Source organism: Bacteroides sp. AR20 (genome assembly GCF_964250605.1).
Taxonomy (GTDB): Bacteria; Bacteroidota; Bacteroidia; order Bacteroidales; family Bacteroidaceae; genus Bacteroides; species Bacteroides uniformis.
Window position 1 is genome coordinate 20,794 of the sequence record NZ_CAXUGK010000034.1, and the last position, 22,955, is coordinate 43,748.

Genomic DNA, 22,955 nt, shown 5'->3' on the forward strand with positions numbered 1-22,955 from the left:
TCTTATCGAAAAATGTTTTATCACGAAAAAGACTATCTTTGCGAGCGATTATTATAAAACTAAATCTATGAAAACTAAAAAACTATTCGGAATTTTATCGCTCTTGATTATAATTGGTGTGACCTCTTGTAACAGTGATACTCCACAAGACAATGTAGAAAACATTAAAATGAAGGTCTCTTCCGAGATTGGCACTTACCAGCCTTGGGGAAGTGATCATTTCATTGATTGTATGTTGGTAAAGGAGGAAGGTAAAAATGAATATGAAGCGTTGGACTTTTTAGGAATTGCCGGGTTTGATTATAGCAAGGGGTATGAATACACCTTATTGGTGAAAAAAACAACTTTGCTCAACCCTCCCGCCGATGCCAGTAATATTGCATACGAACTGGTCGAGGTGTTATCAAAAGTCGGAGTAGAATATGAATATACAATAGAGGTTGATGGACCCAATCCTTTTATTCTTTCTCCTGATGGAGGAAAATATGAGATTCCTTTTGCATGCAAAAGAAAAAAATATGTAGCAGGCGAGTTTACTGAAGAAGAATATGCTCCTTTAAAAGGATTGAGATATAATATGGGGACCAATTATGGAACCTATACAAGCATTATAAAAGATGGTGATACAGTTGGATTATATAAGTTTGTAATCGAGGGTATTGAGCCTTATAATATGGAAGGAACTCCCTGGTGGTATTATGGTATTTATCCTGCTGATGCAGATTTTTTCTCTGAAACAGAGCCGGAACCTATCTACAAACAATTGTTTGAACAACCGCAAACGGAAGGTGAAGAACATTTTATATATCCGATAATATATGCTTCATCGGGTACGTTTGATTAGTTGGACACATTAATCTCCTTTATTATGAAAACATTACTTGTTTTGTTTCTTTTCCTTTTATCGTTATTGTCTTGTCAGGATACGAACCGTTCCGGTAAAGATGTATCTGAGGATATGGAGGAGCCGGTAGATACTACTCCCAAGGCTACGGCTATCTTTTGGGTAGACAAGGATAAAGATTATCAGGCTAAGAAAAAAGACGGTCCTCTTTCTCTACGCACCGTCAAGGCAAGGGTAGAGATTGATTCGCTGGGAAAAGTTAATCTGTTGGCATATACCAAGCCGCAAAGTCAACGCATCAAAAGTTACCTGCAGTATAGGCTTGAAGTATTCCGTGTAAAGAAAGTGATGTTGGACAGCGGCTTTGTGAAACCGGGCGTACAATATGTGCAGCTACGCTATCTCCCCGGAAAACTGGATGCCCATCACCGTTGAAGTTATTTATGCTCCTTTTTTCCCTTCTTCTCTACCATCACCGGCAGTAGCTTGCCGTAGGCATCGAACGACTTGCGGGAAGCCAGAGAGATTGTAATCATCAGTGACAGCATGGAGGCGGTAAAGGTGATGACCATAATCATCATCTGATATTTGATGGCCACATTCGGGCTGCTGCCACCCAATATCTGGCCAATCATGGTTCCCGGAAAAGCAACCAGCCCCATCACGGATATATTGGCAATCAGCGGACTGAAGGATTTGATGATGGCTTGGCGGATGAAAGGTGCCTGTGCTTCCGCTTTTGTAGCACCATTGCCGAGAAGATACCGGTAAAGCTGTTGTTCCCGTTTCAGTCCACTATAATAGGTGTTGAGGGCTATGACGTTACTGGATAGCATGTTGCCCATCAGTATGCCGAAAATAGGGATGAAATACCGGGCGCTGAATACGTTTTCCACTCTCAGTACTATTCCGATAAAGTACAAGCCTACACATACTACACTGCATAAGAAACCTGCAGATATGGGAAGAAGCAGAATCTTCCTCTTCAATTGCGTTCGTGCCAACGCCGTCTGCGATGCTACGAATATCATGACAATTACCCATAGAAAGTTTATCCACGGGTTATCCCATAAGAAGAGGTAGTTCAAGTATATGCCGATGAAGAACAACTGGACAATCATGCGTGCCGTACCTATCACAGTAGCGCGCAACAGTCCGGTCTTGAACTTCCAGATGTAAAACAGCGGTATTAATAATAGCAATAATCCGATGCCCAGGCTGAGGTATGATATATCTATGGTTCCCAATAGTGTGTATGTTATTTCATGATTATATGTCGGTCACATCCGTTGGCGAATCTTTTGTCATGGGATACGGTCAGTATGGCACTTCCATTTTCTGTCTGCCTGCGGAAGAAAGAGAGTACTTTTTCCGCGGAACCGGAGTCGAGAGCGGAAGTCGGTTCATCGACAATGGTCAGTGGTTTGCCAATCATTGAGGCTACGGCTATCATCATCCGTTGGCGTTGGCCTCCGGATATTTCGTTCACCCGTTTGTAATATAACTCTTGTTCCAGACCCAAATCCTCGAAACATGCAAATAAACGGGTTTCAGAAAAGGGTGTACCCCGGTTTGCCTTTAAACCGAAGGGCAATTGTACCATGTCCTTTACCCATTCCAGCGGCAATGCCAGTTCTTGTGGAATCCATGCAGTCTGCTTACGGACAACGTCGACGTTTCCTTTATCCAGCAGAATGCCGTTCAAGACGATGCGTCCTTCTTTTAACGGAGTAAATCCAAGTATGGCATTCAGCAGTGACGACTTTCCGCATCCCGAAGGGCCGGAGATACTGGCTATCTCTCCCCTTTCCAATTGCAGGTTGAAACCCGAGAAAAGTATATCGTTGCCGTAGGCGATACTGGCATTTTCTATTTGCAGCATGGTGTTCCTTTAATCTTTCTGTATCGCAAAGATAGTGCAAAAAAATATTTGTGCTATCTTTGACGCACTAATTAATTCAGGAAAGAAAGACTATGATACAGAATGAACGGGATTGCCGCCACGAACATGTGCTTGACGTGGCAAGGCAAATGCTGACTGCTGCGCGCACGGCACCGAAAGGAAAAGGTATTGATGTGATTGAAGCTGCGCTGGTTACGGGTGAAGACATTAAGAAGCTGTCTGAAAAGATGGTCGCTATGGTTGAAGAGCACGGTATGAAGTTCTTTCTCCGTGATGCGGACAACATTTTGCAGGCTGAATGTGTAATTATAATAGGTACGCGCGAGCAGACGCAAGGTTTGAATTGCGGACACTGCGGTTTTCCCACTTGTGCCGGTCGTCCGGAGGGAGTACCTTGTGCTTTGAATACGGTGGATGTAGGGATAGCTGTAGGTTCGGCTTGTGCCATGGCTGCCGATTTGAGGGTGGATACCCGTGTCATGTTTTCTGCCGGACTTGCCGCCCAGCGTTTGGATTGGCTGAAAGGATGCAAGACTGTCTTTGCCATTCCGGTGAGTGCATCCTCCAAGAATCCATTCTTCGACCGGAAACCGAAGGAAGATAAGTGATAATTGACGAGTAGAGGTTTACAATCATAGAGTAGAGGTTTAGAAGTCTGAAGTAGAGGTTTGGCAATTCTAAACCTAAGGTTTATTCTCCCTCTCTCTGCTAACTTAAAAAGTAACGAATTAGAAAAGATAAATAATATGGGATATTTTGTAGGACTGCCGCTGGGTGGTGCCGCAGAGAAGGACTGTCAGGTGCGTTTTGGCAAGAATATGACTTTTCAGGTAGAGACACGTGCTCCCCACTTGCCTGCCGAATGGGCTTTGCAAAGCGGCATACAGCTTACATGGCCCCATGCGGGTACAGACTGGACCTATATGTTGGACGAAGTGCAGGAATGTTTTGTAGCCATTGCCCACGAAATAGCCGCCCGGGAGACATTGCTGATTGTAACCCCAGAACCGGATGAGGTGAAGAAACAGATTCTCGGCAGGGTGAATATGGAAAATGTCCGTTTCCTGAAGTGTGAGACGAATGATACTTGGGCACGCGACCATGGAGCCATCACCCTACTGGATGCTGACGGTGTATCTCTGCTCGACTTTAAGTTCAACGGGTGGGGATTGAAGTTTGCATCCGATAAGGATAATTTGATTACGCGTCGTGCGGTGGAGTCGGAAGTGATGAAAGGAAAGTATGTAAATCGCTTGGGGTTTGTCCTTGAAGGCGGTTCCATCGAAAGTGACGGCATGGGTACGTTGCTCACCACCTCCGAATGCCTGCTTTCGCCTAACCGGAACGGACAGATGAACCGGGTGGAAATTGAGGAATATCTTCGTTCCGTTTTTCACCTGCAACGTGTTCTTTGGCTGGACCACGGTTATTTGGCAGGTGACGATACGGACAGTCATATAGACACGCTGGCCCGTTTCTGCCCTGCCGACACGATAGCCTATGTACAATGCAAGGATGCGGATGATGAGCATTACGAAGAACTGCATCGCATGGAGGAGCAACTGAAGACTTTCCGTACGTTGAAGGGGGAACCTTACCGTTTGCTGGCTTTGCCCATGGCCGATAAGATAGAAGAGGAAGGGGAACGGCTTCCTGCCACTTACGCTAATTTCTTGATTCTGAATGATGCAGTGCTTTACCCCACCTATCGCCAGCCGGAGAATGATGCCCGCGCGGGGGAAGTGTTGCGGGAGGCTTTTCCCGGTTATGAAATTATCGGGATAGATTGCCGTGCTTTGATTAAGCAACACGGCTCTTTGCATTGTGTTACCATGCAATATCCCGTAGGGGTGTTGAAGTAATGTCGATTATACATAGTAAAACAATAAACCATAGAATAAGATGACAAGAAAAATAAAAGTAGGTATTATCCAGCAGGCCAATACCAAGGACCTCAGGACTAATTTAATGAATTTGGCCAAAAGTATAGAGGCATGTGCGGCGCATGGGGCTCAATTAGTTGTTTTGCAGGAGCTGCATAACTCTCTGTATTTCTGTCAGACGGAAAACACGCAGTTGTTCGACTTGGCAGAACCGATTCCCGGTCCTTCTACGGGATTCTATTCAGAGTTGGCTGCTGCCAACGATATTGTGCTGGTCACTTCTCTGTTCGAGAAACGCGCTCCCGGATTGTATCATAACACAGCGGTTGTTTTTGAACGTGACGGCAGCATTGCCGGGAAATACCGGAAGATGCATATTCCTGATGACCCCGCCTATTATGAGAAATTCTATTTTACTCCCGGTGATATAGGCTTCGAACCTATTCAGACATCTTTGGGCAAATTGGGAGTTTTGGTATGCTGGGACCAGTGGTATCCGGAAGCAGCGCGTCTGATGGCACTGAAGGGAGCTGAAATACTGATATATCCTACGGCTATCGGTTGGGAAAGCAGTGATACGGATGATGAAAAGGCGCGTCAGCTCAATGCTTGGATTATCTCCCAGCGTGGACATGCTGTGGCCAACGGCTTGCCGGTGGTTTCAGTGAATCGCGTGGGACATGAGCCGGATCCTTCCATGCAGACCAATGGTATCTTGTTTTGGGGAAATAGTTTTGTGGCCGGACCGCAAGGCGAGTTCCTGGCCCAAGCAGGAAACGAACGGCCGGAAAATATCGTTGTAGAGGTGGACTTGGAACGTTCGGAAAATGTACGCCGTTGGTGGCCTTTCCTGCGCGACCGCAGAATTGATGCCTATGCCGGATTGACAAAACGATTTCTTGACTGATAACGACGGGGATCTCTGGGGGAGAACTAACGGAATGTCACCCGTTTGTTCATTAGGAAATTGACACTTCCGTAGATGAATAATCCCAGGAACTGGGCAAGGTATTCGTTGCAGTCCAGTCCCTCCACCAGCCCTATGAGGAAAAGGAATTGCGCTCCGTAAGCCATTCCGAAAGCTATAGAAAAGAGCAGCACTTGTCGCCAAGTGTTGCTCTTTTTTTCTGTAGGGAATATCCAGTACTTGCACCAGATGAAGTTGTGTATCTGTGCAAGTATATATGCGGTTACATTGGAGAGCATATAGTTGATGTCCAGTTCGTCCATCATTACCCAAACGGTAACAGCCATAATCAAGGCATTCAGCGTGCCGATTACCGCAAAACGAAAAATGCGTGCAGACTCTTTCACTCTCCTACTCCGTACCTGCTTTTACTCTTTCACTTCAACAATCAGATTCAGTTCATCCAGCTGCTTCTGGTCAATAGCCGAAGGTGCATCCAGCATTACATCGCGTCCACTGTTGTTCTTGGGGAATGCAATGCAGTCGCGGATACTGTCGAGACCTGCGAAGATGCTGACCCAACGGTCCAGACCGTATGCCAGACCACCGTGAGGAGGTGCACCGTATTTGAAGGCATTCATCAGGAAGCCGAACTGCTCCTGAGCCTTCTCCGGAGTGAATCCGAGAATCTCGAACATTTTTGCCTGCAACTGTGCATCGTGGATACGGATGGAACCTCCACCCACTTCAATACCGTTGCACACCATGTCGTATGCATCTGCACGGACAGCTGCCGGGTCTGTATCCAGCAAAGGAATATCTTCGTCTTTCGGATGGGTGAACGGGTGGTGCATAGCCATCAGGCGGCCTTCTTCATCGCTCCACTCAAACATCGGGAAGTCAACCACCCAAAGGCAGACGAACTTGTTCTTGTCGCGCAATCCCAGTTGGTTACCCATTTCAAGGCGCAACTCGTTCAGTTGCTTGCGGGTCTTCATGGCGTCGTCACCGCTCAGAATCAGAATCAGGTCACCCGGCTTGGCGTTGAAAGCAGCCTTCATTTCCTGCAATACTTCCTGCGCATAGAACTTGTCGACACTTGATTTTACGTTGCCGTCTGCCTCTACGCGCGCGTATACCATACCTTTGGCACCGATTTGCGGTCTTTTCACGAATTCGGTCAGTGCATCCAGCTGTTTGCGTGTATAGTGTGCGGCGCCTTCTGCGCAGATACCGCCGATGTAGGCGGCATTGTCGAATACCGGGAATCCGTGTCCCTTCATGATGTCCATCAGTTCCACGAACTTCATGCCGAAACGGAGGTCGGGCTTGTCGCTGCCGTAATATTTCATGGCGTCTGCCCATGGCATGCGCATGAACGGCTCGTTCATCTCTACGCCACGGATTTCCTTGAACAGATATTTGGCCATGCCTTCGAAGAGGTTGATGACGTCATCCTGCTCCACAAAAGACATTTCGCAGTCAATCTGTGTGAATTCCGGCTGGCGGTCAGCACGCAGGTCTTCGTCACGGAAGCATTTGGCTATCTGGAAGTAACGGTCGAAACCGGAAACCATCAACAACTGTTTCAGTGTCTGCGGGCTTTGAGGCAAGGCATAGAATTGTCCCGGGTTCATGCGTGAAGGAACGACGAAATCGCGTGCACCTTCGGGTGTGGAGCCTACCAGAATCGGAGTTTCCACTTCGATGAATCCCTGGCTGTCCAGGTATTTGCGTACTTCAATTGTCATTTTATGGCGAAGCTCCAGATTGCTGCGTACATTGGCACGGCGCAGGTCTAGATAACGGTACTTCATGCGGATATCGTCGCCACCGTCCGTATTTTCCTCGATGGTGAAGGGAGGGGTCAGCGATGAGTTCAGAACATCCAGTTCCGATACGATGATTTCAATGTCTCCCGTCGGGATATGCTGGTTTTTGCTGAAACGTTCGTTGACGGTACCCTTAACCTGGATTACGAATTCACGGCCCAAGCGGTTGGCACGCTCGCAAAGTTCGGCATTCACCTCTTCGTTGAACACTAATTGGGTAATTCCGTAACGGTCGCGGAGGTCAATGAAAGTCATGCCTCCCATCTTACGGCTGCGCTGTACCCAACCTGCCAGCGTCACTTGCTTGTTAACATCGGAGATACGGAGTTCTCCGCAGGTGTGTGATCTATACATCTTTTTATTTACTGTTTGACGATTTACTTATTTACTATTTTGAACATGCAAAAATACATAAAACATATTATATGGCGCATCAAAAGGGGAAAGTTATTTTCAGAAACTCCTTTAGTACCTTTTTTACAACATTACATTTTTGTCAGTTTCTTGAATTGCCTTTTGCCTTTATCCAGTATCATCTTGTTTTTATGGGCGATGTCCTCCACAAAAGCATCATTAATTTGTTTCAGTCCGTTGATATAGTCTTGTGCCCGCTGCAAGACATTCGAAGTGTCTTTTTCCGCATCCCGGGGAACAATGACCTGCAGTCCTTTCTTCATAATCTTTACATCTACATTCTCTCCCATCATCATCGGGTCGCCGTCAAAGTGGACTACCCCCGGTTTAGAACGGTGAATACGGAGTGTCTGGCAACGGAACGTCTTAATCCGGCTGTTCTGGTCAATGGTCTTGTTGAAGAGCTGGAAAGAGAGCGACGGTACATCGAGCACAGTGAACGGCTCGAGTATGGTGACGTCCAGCAGTCCGTCGTTCAAGGTGGCTTGTGGGGCAATATACGCATTGTTTCCATATTGCGATGCGTTTCCGCAGGCTATCAGGAACGCCTTGTATCGCAGGGTGCTGCCGTCCATTTCCAGTTCATAGGTTTCCGGACGGTACTTCAGGCTTTCGAGCAGAGTCTTTTCCAGATAAGTGAGTGGTCCTCTCCTTCCCGCCTTGGAGAATTGCAGGCTTACAAATGCGTCGAATCCCACGCCGCAGGTGCAGAAGAAAGGCACATCGTTGATTTTTCCGTAGTCAATGATGTCTATCAGTCCGTCATTGATGATGTCGATGGCCTTTTTCGGCTCCATCGGAATCTGCAGATGGCGGGCAAGTCCGTTGCCGGAACCGCAGGGAATGATGCCCAAAGCGGTTTTTGTATGTACCAGTGAGCGGGCTATCTCATTGATGGTGCCGTCTCCTCCTATGGCGATGACGGCATGTGCATCTTCTTGTGCCTTCTGTGCCGCTATCTCTACGGCATGGCCTGCCCGTTCGGTATAAATCACTTCTTGTGCATACCTTTCCTTATCCAGTTTTTCATCGAGCCACTTCAGTATCTGCTCCTTACTCTGAGTGCCGGATATGGGGTTTATGATGAATGCTATTTTCTTCTTGTTTTCGTTCATGCAAGGGTTGTTGCTATGCAGGTTTTCCAACTGGCAAAAGTAATATAAATATCTGAAAAATTAACCACATAATTCTTTTTAAAATAAGTATAAGTAGTTTTTTTAATGTAAATAGAACATATACCGACATATTTTGCTATCTTTGCCCCCTGTTTTTTAAGACTTGTATTTAATAGAATTAAATATTCATTATATAAAAGATATTTCATGGGTTTACTACAAGACAAATTTGCGAAATACGACCTGCCGCAGCAGTTTATGGCAAAAGGCGTATATCCTTATTTCCGCACAATTAACAGCCATCAGGATACAGAGGTAATGATGGATGGTAAAAAGGTTCTGATGTTCGGCTCTAATGCATATATGGGACTGACATATGACAAGCGTATCATTGATGCCTCGATAGCTGCCACAGAAAAATATGGCACCGGTTGTGCAGGTTCCCGCTTTCTGAACGGAACACTCGATATACATGTTGAACTGGAGAAGGAATTGGCTGAATTCGTAGGAAAAGATGAAGCACTCTGTTTTTCTACCGGATTTACTGTAAACGAAGGTATTATTCCTGCCGTTGTAGGCCGTGGGGATTATATTATTTGTGATGACCGTGACCACGCTTCCATTGTAGATGGCCGCCGTCTTGCATTTGCCACTCAGTTGAAGTACAAGCATAACGATATGGAGGCTTTGGAAAAAGAACTCCAGAAATGCGAACCGGATGCTGTAAAGCTGATTGTTGTGGATGGAGTATTTTCCATGGAAGGTGACTTGGCCAATCTGCCCGAAATTGTCCGCCTGAAGAAGAAATACAATGCCAGCATTTACGTGGACGAAGCTCACGGCTTGGGTGTATTCGGAAAACAAGGCCGTGGTGTGTGCGACCATTTCGGTGTTACCGAAGATGTAGATCTGATTATGGGTACATTCAGCAAGTCATTGGCTTCCATCGGTGGTTTTGTTGCTGGAGACAAGGCGGTAATCAATTGGCTGCGCCACAATGCCCGTTCCTATATATTCCAGGCAAGTAGCACACCTGCTGCTACGGCTGCAGCCCGCGAGGCGCTTCACATCATCAAGTCCGAACCTGAACGCATCCAACGTCTGTGGGACATCACTAACTATGCCTTGAAGAAGTTCCGCGATGCAGGCTTCGAAATCGGTGAGACAGAATCTCCTATCATTCCTCTCTATGTGCGTGATACAGAGAAGACATTTATAGTAACGAAGCTGGCTTTTGACGAAGGTATCTTCATCAACCCCGTTATTCCACCTGCATGTGCTCCACAAGATACACTGGTGCGTGTAGCGTTGATGGCTACCCATACGGTCGAACAAGTGGATTATGCTGTAGAAAAATTGACTAAATGTTTCAAGGAATTGGGTATCATCAAGTAAACTTGATTTAAACAGATATTCGGAAAACCGTTTAATAATGATTAGGCGGTTTTTTTTATAGACAAAGCGAAGTAGGATTAAAATTAAATCGTAAAGTACATGAAAAAGAACTTCTTCATCATTACTGCTGTAGTATGTGGAATGAGTTGTACCACCACTGCCTATGCGCAGTTCAAAATCGGTGGAAAGAAAATCAATGTGAACAAAGTTGTCCAAGCTGGTACAGATGCCGTCAAGGCCATTTCATTGTCCGATGCTGACATTGCAGCGATGAGCAAGGAATATATGGAATGAATGGATACGCACAATCCGCTGACAAAGCCCGATACGGATTACGGCAAGCGTCTGGAGAAGCTGACCGGAAATATCAAGGAAGTGGACGGCTTGAAGGTGAACTTCGGTGTTTATGAAGTAATAGATGTGAATGCCTTTGCGTGCGGTGATGGTAGTGTACGCATCTGTGCCGGACTGATGGACATCATGACGGATGATGAAGTGATGGCAGTTGTCGGCCACGAGATAGGTCACGTCATCCATACGGATTCCAAAGATGCGATGAAGAATGCTTACCTTCGTTCGGCTGTGAAGAATGCTGCCGGTGCGGCAAGTTCTACGGTATCCAAATTGAGTGATTCTGAACTGGGTGCCATGGCCGAGGCATTGGCAGGTGCTCAATACTCCCAGAAGCAGGAGACGGAAGCGGATGATTACGGCTTTGAATTCTGCATCAAGAATAATCTCGATCCGTATGCCATGTACAATGCTTTGAACAAATTGCTTGAACTTTCAGCGGAGGCACCGAAGGAATTCAAGTTCCAGAAGATGTTCTCTTCTCATCCGGATACAGCCAAGCGCGTGGCACGTGCCAAGGAGAAAGCGGATGAATATATGAAGGATAAGAAATAACTATCCGTTGCTTACTATGATGAAGTGGGATCAGAGGTTTCTCTGAATCCCACTTTTTTTGTGCCGAGACTATGATATGGGCTTCTGAGGAAGCTAATGGGATAGTTCGTTAGTTCACAGTGCTGAACACTTTGTTTTAGCTATAGAAAACAAAGTGTTTTAATTTTGGAAACACACTGTTCGGTTAAGGGAAACACTTTGTTCTGTTTGGTAAAACTTCTTTTATTTACTTATTTGCTTTTAAATTAGAATAATTTTAGTATGTTTGCCACATTATTTATGAAAAACATGACTTTTGTATGAAAAAACAAGACTTCCTCTTTATTTTTGTTCTGGTGATAATATTCCTGCCATTCTTTGTGAGTGAATCCATCTACAATTGGTATAAGTCTTTCAACGCTGCACATGGCATGGTAATGAGTTTCGTTAAATTCGGAATTCTTGCTACACTGGGTGAGATGCTGGGACTTCGTATCAGTGCCGGAGTCTATAACCGAAAAGGATTTGGCGTACTGCCGCGTGCCGTAGTGTGGGGACTGCTGGGAATGGGTATCAATGCGGCCATGATAATCTTCTCCAAAGGTGTGCCGCAATTTATGGAATATATGGGAATGGCAAATGCCGCCGCCATTATAAACGGAGAATTCTGCCTGGACAAATTATGGATAGCCCTCGCCATTTCAGTTGCTATGAATACCATTTTCGCTCCGGTATTCATGACATTCCATAAGATTACGGATACGCATATCCTGGATTGTGGCGGTTCGCCTCGCAGCCTCCTCACTCCTATCCCGATGACCCGCATCATTACGCATCTGAATTGGGATGCACAATGGAATTTTGTCTTCAAGAAAACAATTCCTTTCTTCTGGTATCCGGCACACACCATCACATTCCTCCTGCCGGGAGAAATGCGGGTGCTGTTTGCAGCGATATTGGGTGTGGTGCTCGGGGTATTGCTGGCTATTGCGGCTCGGATGAAATAATCCGGCCTATATATTCTCGAATGATTTCAAGCAAGTCTTGCGGATAAGGTATAAAGAACTTCTCTATCATTTTCGGATACTGAGGTACAAAGGGGTTGGGTATCATTGTGACAAGGGTATCCAATTCTGCCTTCCGTTGCTCTTCAGTCTCTGAGACGGCGTAGCGGATAGTCCACCAGAACAAGAAAGTCTGGTTAAGATACCCTTTGGGGGTGATGACTTGCAGTTGCTTGTAGCGCTCGGACTGTAACATGATTTTAATTCTTTTCTCCTGTTCTTTCTCACTGATGGAACATAGAATGTCATACCATTCATCAAACTCCTGACGCAAGCAGGCGACAAATGCCCATTCGGCAATTCTATATTTGGCAAATTCTGGAATCTTCTTTAGAAGTACGAAGATATGTCCTATATTCAATTCGCCTTTATATAAACCTTTGACTTTTGTATAGTCTTCAATGGAAGTGATTGTGTGTAAAAGGGAGTAATATATTTCCGGACTCATCGGCACATGGTGTTCATCAATGAATTTCAGAGTATTCTGAAGCACCAGTTTTTTGTTTGTTCTGTTGTTGGCCATGCGGCTGATGACATTGTTCCAGTAGATTTGTGTGCGTGCAATGGAAATATGTAAATCATCTTCCATCTCTTTTATACGGCTTTCGGCTTCTTCGAAGGTCATGCCGCGTTCCCGCATTTGATAGCATATGTCCTTCATAATTGGATAATGTTCGACAAATAGGTAGGGTTTGGGAATGACGGCTCCACCCTTGAACCGAAATGAGATTAATACTTTGCTGATTATCAGTGATACAACAACGGGAACTACATGAATTGATACCATAAAGTTCCCGTATTTTGTAATTACAATGTGATGCTAGACTGAGCCACTTTAATTGCTTCTGACTTCAATTCTTTCTCATCCTCTACTGCATCAAGGACTTTATCCGCTACCCAAAGGGTGAGAAGTTCTTTTTCGTCAACATTGAAATATTTGGCAATTTGAATTACTTGTGTGCGTTTTGCACGTCTATCACCTCTTTCAATTTTTGAAAACATAGGGGTGTCAATCTCAAGAAGGGATGCTAATTGTCTTTGTAAAACACCATTCTCTAACCTAAGTTCTTTTATCTTTTGTCCTAATAACATCTTATGTTCTATATTAACGGTTAAACTATCCTATAATTTCCCAATGACCACCTTTGTTGGGTCCAACTCTTTTAACAACTCCTGTATCTTGAAGATGCTTCATATTAGTCGCAATCCAACGTCGAGATACACCAATCTTTTCTGCAATCTCTGAAAGAGTTACATTAGGATTATTTCTAATTTCATTGATGATTTGTAGTGCAGTTTCTGGTGCACTTTGTAGTGCAGTTTCTGGTGCACTTTGTAGTGCAGTTTTTAGTGAACCTCGTTTAGATGCTTTCAGTGAACCATCTTTATGTGCAATGTCGGCAATAATATTTCCTGCTGCTTCGTGACAAGGAATAGTTATTCTAAAGAAAGTACGTTCATCGTCTGTAACTACTGTAGCTCTGGGTGAACCATTGTTTTCCAAAACATTTTGGATTGTTGGAATACCAGTACTGCGACCTTCTGTCAAATCCAGTTCTTTCAGATATTCGCCAAGTCTGCGATTACGATAACGCTTAGAGACTAAGATTTCACATCTTGAAATATCGGCTGCAGATATACTTCTATCAGGTCCACCGACATTCTGTATGGTGATTCCTTGAGGTTCTACAGTGATAACCACTGGTTCCCATTCTCGATAATCTCTATGATAGAGTGAGTTTGTTACACTCTCTTCCAATGCTTGATATGGATAGGTAACAAACTTTTGACTCCTACTGCTATCCTTTGGTTTTATCACCGTCTGCATTACAAGCATACGATTCAGGTATTCCAATGTTCTATCAATTATCTGGGTGATGGAACCTTTAATTACAGGACCTTCGTATAAGTTGTTTGGATTGTTCAATCGCCCTTCAGGGAAATATACCACTTCAACTTGTGTGCGCTTAAAGAATTTGCTTGGGTCTTCACAGAACATCATAGCTGCTACATTTCTGAGCATACGATTTTCCTTTGGACCGACATACAAATCCATTTGCTCCAAGATACTATCAAGAGGTTTTGTATATAGTTCATTGGCAAGTTTGCTACCCACCTTCACCAAATATTCTCGTAACAGAAGCGTTGAAATATCCTCTATCTTAATATCGGGATTTCCACGTTCATCAAATGGCACGCGGCTTGCCAATTCACGCAGTTCATCAAGAACTTCCCCCTTAGCTATGATACTACTCGTACCACTACGAACATAGAAATATTCCTTTGTGTTACTCTTGGCTGTTACGTTCTCTGGTACAGAATATGGGCGGTTGATTCCTGCCGGACACCATATCACAAGCACAGACTTACCATCCACTTCCTCTACACTAGTGCGAGGCATATAATAAGGCGAAATCTTGTTGTTGTAACCCACCATATCTTGAAGAATTCCATCAATCTTTTCTGTAGGTATACCTTCAACCGGACGAATAGCTACACCCGTCTTTTCGTCAGTATCCACACCGACCACGATGTAGCCACCACCAAGATCGTCAAAATCGTTGGCGAACGCACATACGCTGTGGTATATGCTCGCCGGATTCCAACCCTTCTTAAACTCAATTCGGTTGGATTCTATCTTCTGCTTGTTGAGCAGGTCGTTTATGTTTATTGCTAGTGCCATATCAACTGTTTTCAATCAATTTTACTAAATATTCTCGAACTAATGGTGCCATATAAGTATAACTTAAAATATCTTTAGGACAAATTATATAGGTATTATCTTTGGCACGACTTGTTGCAACATTAAATAATCTAAGTTCTAAACTGTGCACCATTGAATCTGTATTTGGAATAACATATATTGTTACATCTTTAGTAATGCCCTGAACACGTGCGACAGTCTCAACTAGTATATTATTTGTGTTTCCAATAGTACGAGTAACTTCTACTTGCAGAGCTGTTGTCGTTTTTATTAAAAGACTTAAAATAGCAATTTCTATTTTTTTATTTTGCTGTATTAAGTCGGATGCAATTCTTACTGCTTCTTTAATTGCATTAGAAGGAATAGGATCTCCTATTGGCATATCAATAGGAATAATAACGGGGCCTTCTTTCTTTTGAGAAACCATATTAGATTCTTTTGCCAAAGACCTTAGTGCTCCTTTGTAAAACAATCCTGTAAGTTTTGCTGCATTCGTTCCAAGTCTAAAGGTATCTGATAATTGATAATTTGAATACTTGTTAGAAGAAGTTATAGTATCGAGTCCATTTACTAATGGTTCATAGCCTTGTCTTTTGATTCTATCATGGGACATTAATACAATAGGAGGCATCTGATATACATCACCTACCCATAGTTTTTTATATCCAAGCATGTTTGTAGCTGCAAGCATTGCAAAAAAAGCCTGACTTGCTTCATCTACAATTACATAATCAAATAATGGTCCTTCATATCCATTTACCGCAGAGCCACTTGCTATATAAAAAGTGGAAAGCATTAACTTACCAGGTATTGCATAAACTTTCTCTGCATTTTGAATACCATTTACTTCTTTAGCTTCATCTGTTGTTAAATTGGTTTTGTATACTTTATGTTCCTTAATAAGACTCTCTCTCAATTTATCAGCAACTTCCATTAACGCTCTATTAGTTAGAGCTGTTACCAAAACGGAAAAACCTTTTGCACAAAGCATATCGCACAATTGAGATATGCGATGAGTTTTACCCGTTCCTGGAGGACCTTGAACAATTACTACATCTTTGTTTTTAAAATCTTCTAATACAATGTCAGACAGATTCATATCGTGTGATAACAACGAAGGGGTCCATGGTTTAGGCTCATAGTCTGCATCTAGAATTTCTGTACATTTAGGATGATATGAATGGCAAACTTTTTCCAAATTTGCAAGATATTCATATGGGGGTACTTCTGGACCAAGAACGATAATACCGCCTGGGACTTTTTCTATGTATTTTTTGAAGTCCTCTGTAACACCTTTACATCCTGTAAGCATAAATTTGGGATTATCGGATGATGAGTGCCATACACATTTAATACTGGTTGCTGATGTCTCTTTCTTAATCAGGTCCCCATAGGTCAGATTTCCCCAATCCTTATATCTTTTCAAAACATCAGGCAATGTAAAGCAATAATAATGTGAGTTTTTTCTTGGCAATGCTCTAGATACAGGAAATTTGAACAAAGCTTCACCATTGTCCATAAACTTTATGAACATACCAACGAATACTTCGTTCTTCTCTAAGAGCAAATCCAACGCAGATGTTTCTAATTTCTGCTTGAAAGCATCAGTTTGAGCTTTGAGTTCATCCTGAATGAATTGTTTTTGTTTTAGTCTATCTATATTCATTCTATATCTTCATCATTACCTGCAGAATATTCTTGATTTGAATTACTTTGGAACAAACCATAATCATCTAATGAATTAGCGCGGGATAGAATACTATCGTGAACTCGTTCAAACACAAAGTGTGTTCTTTCAAAATACTGAATGTCATTAGCTAATCGTTCAAGACTTTCCTCTAATTTGCTTCCATCAACACTAAAGTTTGAAGATGATATTCTCAATCTAAGGAAGTCATGATTTCCTAGAAGAGCTTTTCTATCAACTACAGCAAAAGACATGTGCCCCATATATAGCATTAAACGTGAGTTTGGTTTTAACAGATGTAGCCATTCATTCGGATTAATCTTTAATTCCTTAGATGATGACCTGAAACTCTTAACTACTATATTATATTCGGTAGTTCCCTTACATACTCCTTCAACAAAAGAATAACTGGTGCGAACGTTTCTTGTATCGTAACCTTTTGCAGAAAGCCATTCTATTGCTTCCTGTTTGGCGAGTTGACTCGCAGCAGCTCGTGCATCTTCGTCTATATCATCATCAATTTCACCATCTAATGTACCAGAGATTCTCTTTTGCTCTTGATCGAAAAACAGCATAAAATCTTCAGCTGTAAATCGATCCGTATTGATTAAAGAACGTACAAGATCAAGAATAGACTGCTCTTCATTACAATTTACGAATATGTTATATCCATTTAGGATGACATCCTTTTCTTTATAGGTATGGAAAATAAATCCAGTGTCTACAAGTTTAACAGTCCAAGGGATTTCTCCGTTGCAAAGATAAATATAATAATCACCAAAAGCAGTATAACGATATTCTGGTGATTCAAATTTTGACAATTCTTCAGAATTGACTTCTATGATATAATCATTTTCATCTAACACATCAACAATTGTTAAGAATTTGGTATTATCTAGAGAAATTGAGTTCTCGGCAATCCATTTACTTAACATTTTAGATAAAGTCCTATTTTGAGCGTTTATAGAGAAATGATTGCCATTATCCAAAAACTCTCGAACTTTTACTATATCAGAATCATTCGTGTGGACTCCAAATATATTTTTAAGTAATTTGCTCTTATTTTCAGCATCCGATGAAGATATCCATTCTGTTATTGTCTCTGGCAGAAGTTCAGAAGGCAAGGCATACTTAGAAGATAAAACATACTCCTGATCTTTCATACCGATAACCCCCTTAATGCACTTTAAGTCTTCACTAGTCAGCTTGGCACCTTTTTGATGCATCTCTAAGATATAATCCAAAAGCGCCTCTTCTTCTTCAATAGATAGTTTACTCTTTATATATTGGAAGTCATCAACATTTTTCTTGATGAACCACTTAGCATCTGCTTCGGTATACGGTAATGTTAAATATTTAGCAATATCTTGGTATTTTGTTGCTAGGATATGAGTGCTATCATTGAAAATCTCACCGTTTATATACCAATTGTATGAAATAGAGTGACTCTGAGGTGTTGATGCAGCATCATGCACACTACAAAGAATGTTTTTCTTCTGTTTGCTATCTTGCACATATTTGATAACAAATGCCAATTGTACTCCATTCTCAAGTATAAAATCAGTCTTATTCAATTGATCAAATACTTCATCAGCTCTATCTTCATCAATTTCATTTCCGAAAAGACTGTCTAAAAATGTTTGAGAAACATGCTTCTCCTCAAGACGTTCTTTCAAGCTATCTACAAGCATCGCAATCTTGTCTTCATTAGGCAGAAGTTTTGATAGAGGGAATTTTTGTCCATTTGACTCAATTGTATGTTGTAATTTAATAGAAGAGAAAGCATATTGCTTTTCATCGTATACAACAACCATCAAAGTTCGAAGTTTATCAAACAAGATTTCATCCTGTTTTTCAATTGAACTAGCCATAAGCAAATGCTGAAGATCTATGTCGGAATCTTCAGTAAAGCTGAAATCGTTTAGTTGTATGGACGAAATATGTTCAATGTATGCTCTTTTTACAGAACTTATGCTATTCCTATATATTGGAAGCAGAGTATCTGCATAAGGCTTAACGTCTTGTACAGTTTCCAAGACTTTAAGAAGCAATTCCTCTTCCGTCAATATGTCTTGAATATCAGTATATTTACAAAAATCTTCTTGGAGTAAAATTAAATTATTGCAATTATTCTCAATGAAAGTTCTTAAAGCATCATTGTTCGTATATGCAATACAACACCCTTTGTCAATCATAGAAAAAACATAGCCATCTTCTACTTGTTTTATAAAATAATGGTTGAATATCGTTTCGTTATTTCTATGGCAATAGTCTAAGACACAGTTTACCTGTTCTTTTGTTATGACTTTGTCTGAGGATAGATAAATTTGCTCTAATTGTTGTTCAATACAATTAAATGGATCTTTTTGTAAAGCCTTAAGAACTATATCTGTAACGACCAATTTGCCAGAAAGCAACTCTATAATCGGTATTATATCTTCTTCGCCTGCAATTGATGAACTAAAAATCACATCATCTATTTTGTGCATTGATTCTGATACAAATACACAATTCTTGTCATAGAAGTATTCTTTTTTATTATCATTAGCTTGTTCGTGTTCTGCGACAATATAAGTAGTAGAAGCCAATGAGTATAAAGACATTGCCTTCTCTTTGTTGCTGCCAATCTCCTTAACAAGGTCATCCCACTTGTTTACTACTACCTTATCAAATTGGTCTTTTTCCTTCATCAAATACCTATCTAAGCTTTTACCAACAGCAAGATATTCAGATTCATCAATGACATATTCTCTTGTAATATCATTGTAGAGTGAACTATCCATGTGAGTAAGCTCTGATATAGGCATTATCCTTCCATTTTGATTTGAGAAAATTTCCCATGCATTTAGATCTTCATTTTTGATGCTTATCTTGTTTGATGCAAAATGAGTAAAGAGTGAAGACTTCTCTTGTTCAGATAATTTGTGGGCATCTGTTTTTGTCTTTTTTGCAATGATGGAGAACAAATATATACTATATGCTTTTAGCTGTTCTTGTAGTTTATGCTGAAAAGCGTGGGTCGAAATATCTTCATCTGTTATTTCAAAGCCCAATTTTAATAGGATTTCTTCTATTCCTTTAATCGTTTCAGTACGAAGTATTATATTTCGAGAAGTAAGTAGTTTGTTAAAACTATACAATCTCCCCATAGAAGTAAATGCTGGTATATCGGCAATCTGATCGTCAAGATTCTTTCTGTTGCCAGGCATATTTGCAATATGATTTAACACTAAGAATCTCAATTCCTTGGAAATTGAAAGCCAATAACGTAATATAGAAATGCGGTTTTTCTTGTCAAGAATACGTTCGACAACATTGCTTGTCTGCAAATGCTCTATACCAGAGAAAATATTTGAAATTTTAAGAGGTTCTATATTGATTTCGCTGTTTATCAATCGTTTGTTCAATCGGTATAGGTCACAAAAATCAGATGCACCAATTATGTCTGCAAATCCTGACTCATCTATGATAATATCAGATTGACAGACTACTTCATTTTTATCATTTAAAATAAATGGAGTTGTTACTAGCGATTCGGTATAGCCTCGATTAAATTGTTTTGCCAATTTATCAACTTTACTTTCTTCCAATTCTTCAGTAAGAAGTTCTTTAGGAAGTAGGGAAAGATATGATGGATGAGCTTTAGATGCTAATGTAGATACCCAAGATACAATACTCTTTCCAATATTGTAAAAGAGGAACTCATTCCATACACTAACTTGTTTTGCGTTTTGTCTGTTAGAGGACAACTCAAAATCGGCATTAATATAGAACGGGAATAAATATCTTCTGTCTTCCATTGGAAGATAGGCATACAGAGATGGCGTTTTATCAGGTATAGGGATTGCATGACCATTTTCGTCTAACATGAATGCATATGACAAAGTCGTTGTGTCTGCAGCAATAATTCTCTCTGGTATTGAGGTAATAGGAATTTCTGTATTGTCTACAATTTGATACATAAACCACTTTTCGCGACTTCCTAGTTTCTTGCATTCCTTTTTCATCGGAATACCACATACCTCAAAGTTTTTATTATCAACAGCAATATCACAACCTTCTTTTACTATATACGAAACCTCCTCTTCTGTTTCATCAAAAGAGTTCTTGAGTTTTACAATACCTGTTCGTTTGTCTTCTTGTTTGGCAATGCTAAGCAGTTCCCATTTTTTCTCACCGAATTGTATTCTTAGAGTGTTTCTTAGGAAAAGCATGAATCGGGGTTTCTTGATAATACCCTTGATAATTTCACGGTATTGTTCTGCTGTCGCATCCATTTCCAAAGCAATAGCGACATTACAATTACGCATAAAACTTGTTCCACGTAATTCTTCTGGACACTCATTTACCCAGAACGGCAATAATTGCCATGGTAAATGATCTACACCCTCAAAATCTTCTTCGTTCTCTCGATTCTCTTCAAAAAACAATTGTAATTGTTCTTCCGTATATATTGGATTAACATATCTGTAGAAATCTCTGAAGTTATTGAATATATGGGCATTTTTGTCAAAAACGAAGAAAAATCCAGCTGTTTTAATAAAAACCCGTTCGGAATCTGTGAAAACACTTTTAAAGCCAATCCCTTTATATCCAGTTTTCTTTCTATCAAGCCTCTTCGTACTATTTGCCGTTGAAACGATCGATCTGAAATCCTGTCTAGAAAACGATAGCCCATCATGTGTAAAAATAAGGTAATTGTCTTTTACTTGAACCATTACCTTTACACCTTTAGGCGACGATGAGTCATCCGCATTTTGTAAAAGCTCATAAAACATTCTATCTCGATCGGTGTACATGTCAGCACCAATCTCTTTTAGGTAGCTGGCAGATTCTCGATTCGACTTAGGTGTCTTGTTTTCCTTAAAACTCTTCTCAACTTGTTCTTTGAATGGATCGGGGAGAGCAATAGCACCTCCTGCAAGTTGCGCGGAAAACATATATGGTCGGTGCTCTTTTTCACGTCTTTCAGGAGAAGCAACGTCTAATGAAAAAGTGTAGTATTTGCCATCCTCTAATCCATAGGCGTACCGCGTTGGTATTAAAGCAGAGATATTTGTTCCTGTATATTTATCAACAAACTGAATATTTTTATCTGCTTCTGAAGCTGGAATTATGTTTCTTGCTATTGCTCCAGAAATTGTAGGTTCAGATTTTGATGTTTTGTTGTCGTATAATTTTGATACTTTTGCAATGAATTTGTTCTCATGAATGTTTAAAGTTGACAATAGTTCATTAACATCCATATCGAATAATTCCTTAGGGTATACCTTCTCTGATTGCCATTTTAGGTCAAAAAAGAATTTTTGCTGGTCGGAATAAAGATATTTAACCTCTAAATCTTCGTTTAGATATACAAAATCCGAGGCATTAAGAACCTTTTCCCAAGCCAAATCTTCACTCTTTATATAACCATAGATTGTAGTATTATCAAGAATGATTCGTAATGTAACAAGGTCTTTTTCAAGAAAAACAACCTTGCCAATTACAATTGTTTCATTAGGAATCAAATTGTCATCAACAATCTTTTTGATTCCTAACCATTTGTTTTCTAATAATCTTGATATACTTACATAAAACAATAACTTATCAATGTTGATTTCTGAGACAGCTACATCTATGCTAGCTCCTTCTTCTATTTTATACTTTGATGGTATATCCTTTGAACGTAATAAAGCTGTTATTCCATTAGAGAATTCTACAATATATCCAGAAGGAACCGCTCTTTTTATCAATCCATTTAATACTTGATTAATTTCAAGTTTAGTGATGTACTCTTTTCTGATTCTTTCTGCATTAATCTTCTCCAGTTCTTTTGAGGCAATGTGTTCCTGGGTTTTCAGTAATTTTTGACTTAATAGAAGAATTGAGTTTTCCGGGTCTGCTTTTTGTACAGAGAATTCAATAGGGCTATTAATACCATTGTTATCTGGTTCACACATTTCTTCTTTATGCATGAATCCAATAATACCCATTACATTGATCTGGTAACCTTTCTCTGTTATTCCTTTAATTATGCCAGATAACTTTTGCCCTCTTTGAAGATTTGAGATAATATTTTTTCGTTCAAAGATTTTCTTTATGTAATCTTTATGAGAAACAACAGTACTCCATCTGTCCGCACGTTGAACCATAACTTTAACACTCTTGCCAGCATACGATTCATAATCTTCTATGTCTTTATAAAGCTGACTTCCAGGGAGAAATACTTCCGAGTCACCAATAGAACATATCCATCCTCCATTAGTTGTATGAAGGATCTTTGCAATGAAAAATTGTTGAACATCTATTGCATGTGCAAATTTGTTGAGTGCCATCTCTT

At 41.0% G+C, this 22,955-nt stretch carries 17 protein-coding genes and 1 pseudogene; 8 read left to right on the plus strand and 10 right to left on the minus strand.

What is annotated here, in order from left to right; translation table 11 throughout:
• Positions 1–67: 67 nt before the first annotated feature.
• Positions 68–844: a DUF4377 domain-containing protein gene (locus tag ACESTD_RS15535; RefSeq protein ID WP_005827810.1), complete on the plus strand. Its 777-nt coding sequence runs from the start codon at positions 68–70 to the stop codon at positions 842–844.
• Between the two features lie 24 nt (positions 845–868).
• On the plus strand, positions 869–1,279 hold the full coding sequence (locus ACESTD_RS15540) for a DUF4891 domain-containing protein (protein WP_005837172.1): 411 nt from the start codon (positions 869–871) through the stop codon (positions 1,277–1,279).
• A 2-nt stretch (positions 1,280–1,281) separates the two neighbouring features.
• On the opposite strand, the gene ACESTD_RS15545 is transcribed toward ACESTD_RS15540, so the two are convergent.
• Both ACESTD_RS15545 and ACESTD_RS15550 read right to left on the minus strand, forming a co-directional pair.
• Positions 1,282–2,091, minus strand: coding sequence for an ABC transporter permease (locus ACESTD_RS15545; protein ID WP_005827813.1), 810 nt, complete (start codon positions 2,089–2,091; stop codon positions 1,282–1,284).
• Between the two features lie 11 nt (positions 2,092–2,102).
• A complete protein-coding gene (locus ACESTD_RS15550; protein ID WP_005827815.1) occupies positions 2,103–2,726 on the minus strand; it encodes an ATP-binding cassette domain-containing protein in 624 nt (207 codons plus the stop codon).
• A gap of 92 nt (positions 2,727–2,818) precedes the next feature.
• On the opposite strand from ACESTD_RS15550, the gene ACESTD_RS15555 reads away from it, so the two are divergent.
• The 3 genes from ACESTD_RS15555 to ACESTD_RS15565 all read left to right on the plus strand — a co-directional run bounded on the left by ACESTD_RS15555 (position 2,819) and on the right by ACESTD_RS15565 (position 5,537).
• Positions 2,819–3,355, plus strand: coding sequence for a ferredoxin domain-containing protein (locus ACESTD_RS15555; RefSeq protein WP_005827817.1), 537 nt, complete (start codon positions 2,819–2,821; stop codon positions 3,353–3,355).
• A gap of 138 nt (positions 3,356–3,493) precedes the next feature.
• Entirely contained in the window at positions 3,494–4,609 is a 1,116-nt protein-coding gene (locus ACESTD_RS15560) for an agmatine deiminase family protein (RefSeq protein WP_005837171.1), read from the plus strand.
• Positions 4,610–4,649: 40 nt separating this feature from the next.
• Complete coding sequence (locus ACESTD_RS15565; RefSeq protein WP_005827821.1) at positions 4,650–5,537, plus strand: carbon-nitrogen hydrolase; 888 nt, start codon at positions 4,650–4,652, stop codon at positions 5,535–5,537.
• 26 nt (positions 5,538–5,563) lie between these two features.
• Here ACESTD_RS15565 and ACESTD_RS15570 read toward each other — a convergent pair whose 3' ends face one another.
• The 3 genes from ACESTD_RS15570 to ACESTD_RS15580 all read right to left on the minus strand — a co-directional run bounded on the left by ACESTD_RS15570 (position 5,564) and on the right by ACESTD_RS15580 (position 8,898).
• Positions 5,564–5,944 carry a GtrA family protein gene (locus ACESTD_RS15570; RefSeq protein WP_005827823.1) on the minus strand — a complete coding sequence of 127 codons (381 nt, stop codon included), beginning with the start codon at positions 5,942–5,944 and terminating at the stop codon, positions 5,564–5,566.
• 21 nt (positions 5,945–5,965) lie between these two features.
• Positions 5,966–7,723: an aspartate--tRNA ligase gene (aspS, locus tag ACESTD_RS15575; protein WP_005837170.1), complete on the minus strand. Its 1,758-nt coding sequence runs from the start codon at positions 7,721–7,723 to the stop codon at positions 5,966–5,968.
• Between the two features lie 131 nt (positions 7,724–7,854).
• Positions 7,855–8,898 (minus strand): diacylglycerol kinase family protein, encoded by a 1,044-nt coding sequence (locus ACESTD_RS15580; RefSeq protein WP_005827827.1) that lies wholly within the window; start codon positions 8,896–8,898, stop codon positions 7,855–7,857.
• A 207-nt stretch (positions 8,899–9,105) separates the two neighbouring features.
• On the opposite strand from ACESTD_RS15580, the gene ACESTD_RS15585 reads away from it, so the two are divergent.
• The 3 genes and pseudogenes from ACESTD_RS15585 to ACESTD_RS15595 all read left to right on the plus strand — a co-directional run bounded on the left by ACESTD_RS15585 (position 9,106) and on the right by ACESTD_RS15595 (position 12,185).
• The gene (locus ACESTD_RS15585; protein ID WP_005837169.1) at positions 9,106–10,293 is read left to right on the plus strand and encodes a pyridoxal phosphate-dependent aminotransferase family protein; all 1,188 of its coding nucleotides are present in this window, start codon (positions 9,106–9,108) and stop codon (positions 10,291–10,293) included.
• 99 nt (positions 10,294–10,392) lie between these two features.
• A pseudogene (locus tag ACESTD_RS15590) lies at positions 10,393–11,199 on the plus strand (M48 family metallopeptidase).
• Between the two features lie 299 nt (positions 11,200–11,498).
• A complete protein-coding gene (locus tag ACESTD_RS15595) occupies positions 11,499–12,185 on the plus strand; it encodes a hypothetical protein (protein ID WP_005827835.1) in 687 nt (228 codons plus the stop codon).
• Here ACESTD_RS15595 and ACESTD_RS15600 read toward each other — a convergent pair.
• From ACESTD_RS15600 to ACESTD_RS15620, 5 genes are read right to left on the minus strand one after another with little or no spacing between them, the layout of a single operon-like run.
• On the minus strand, positions 12,163–13,029 hold the full coding sequence (locus ACESTD_RS15600) for a hypothetical protein (RefSeq protein WP_229079763.1): 867 nt from the start codon (positions 13,027–13,029) through the stop codon (positions 12,163–12,165). The two genes, ACESTD_RS15595 and ACESTD_RS15600, sit on opposite strands and share 23 nt — an antisense overlap.
• A gap of 20 nt (positions 13,030–13,049) precedes the next feature.
• Positions 13,050–13,334, minus strand: coding sequence for a helix-turn-helix domain-containing protein (locus tag ACESTD_RS15605; protein WP_195289050.1), 285 nt, complete (start codon positions 13,332–13,334; stop codon positions 13,050–13,052).
• Between the two features lie 25 nt (positions 13,335–13,359).
• The gene (locus ACESTD_RS15610; RefSeq protein WP_195289051.1) at positions 13,360–14,925 is read right to left on the minus strand and encodes an RNA-binding domain-containing protein; all 1,566 of its coding nucleotides are present in this window, start codon (positions 14,923–14,925) and stop codon (positions 13,360–13,362) included.
• Position 14,926: 1 nt separating this feature from the next.
• Positions 14,927–16,612 carry an AAA domain-containing protein gene (locus tag ACESTD_RS15615; RefSeq protein WP_195289052.1) on the minus strand — a complete coding sequence of 562 codons (1,686 nt, stop codon included), beginning with the start codon at positions 16,610–16,612 and terminating at the stop codon, positions 14,927–14,929.
• The gene (locus ACESTD_RS15620) at positions 16,609–22,950 is read right to left on the minus strand and encodes a sacsin N-terminal ATP-binding-like domain-containing protein (RefSeq protein ID WP_195289053.1); all 6,342 of its coding nucleotides are present in this window, start codon (positions 22,948–22,950) and stop codon (positions 16,609–16,611) included. Before ACESTD_RS15620 ends, ACESTD_RS15615 begins: the two co-directional genes overlap by 4 nt.
• Between the last annotated feature and the right edge of the window lie 5 nt (positions 22,951–22,955).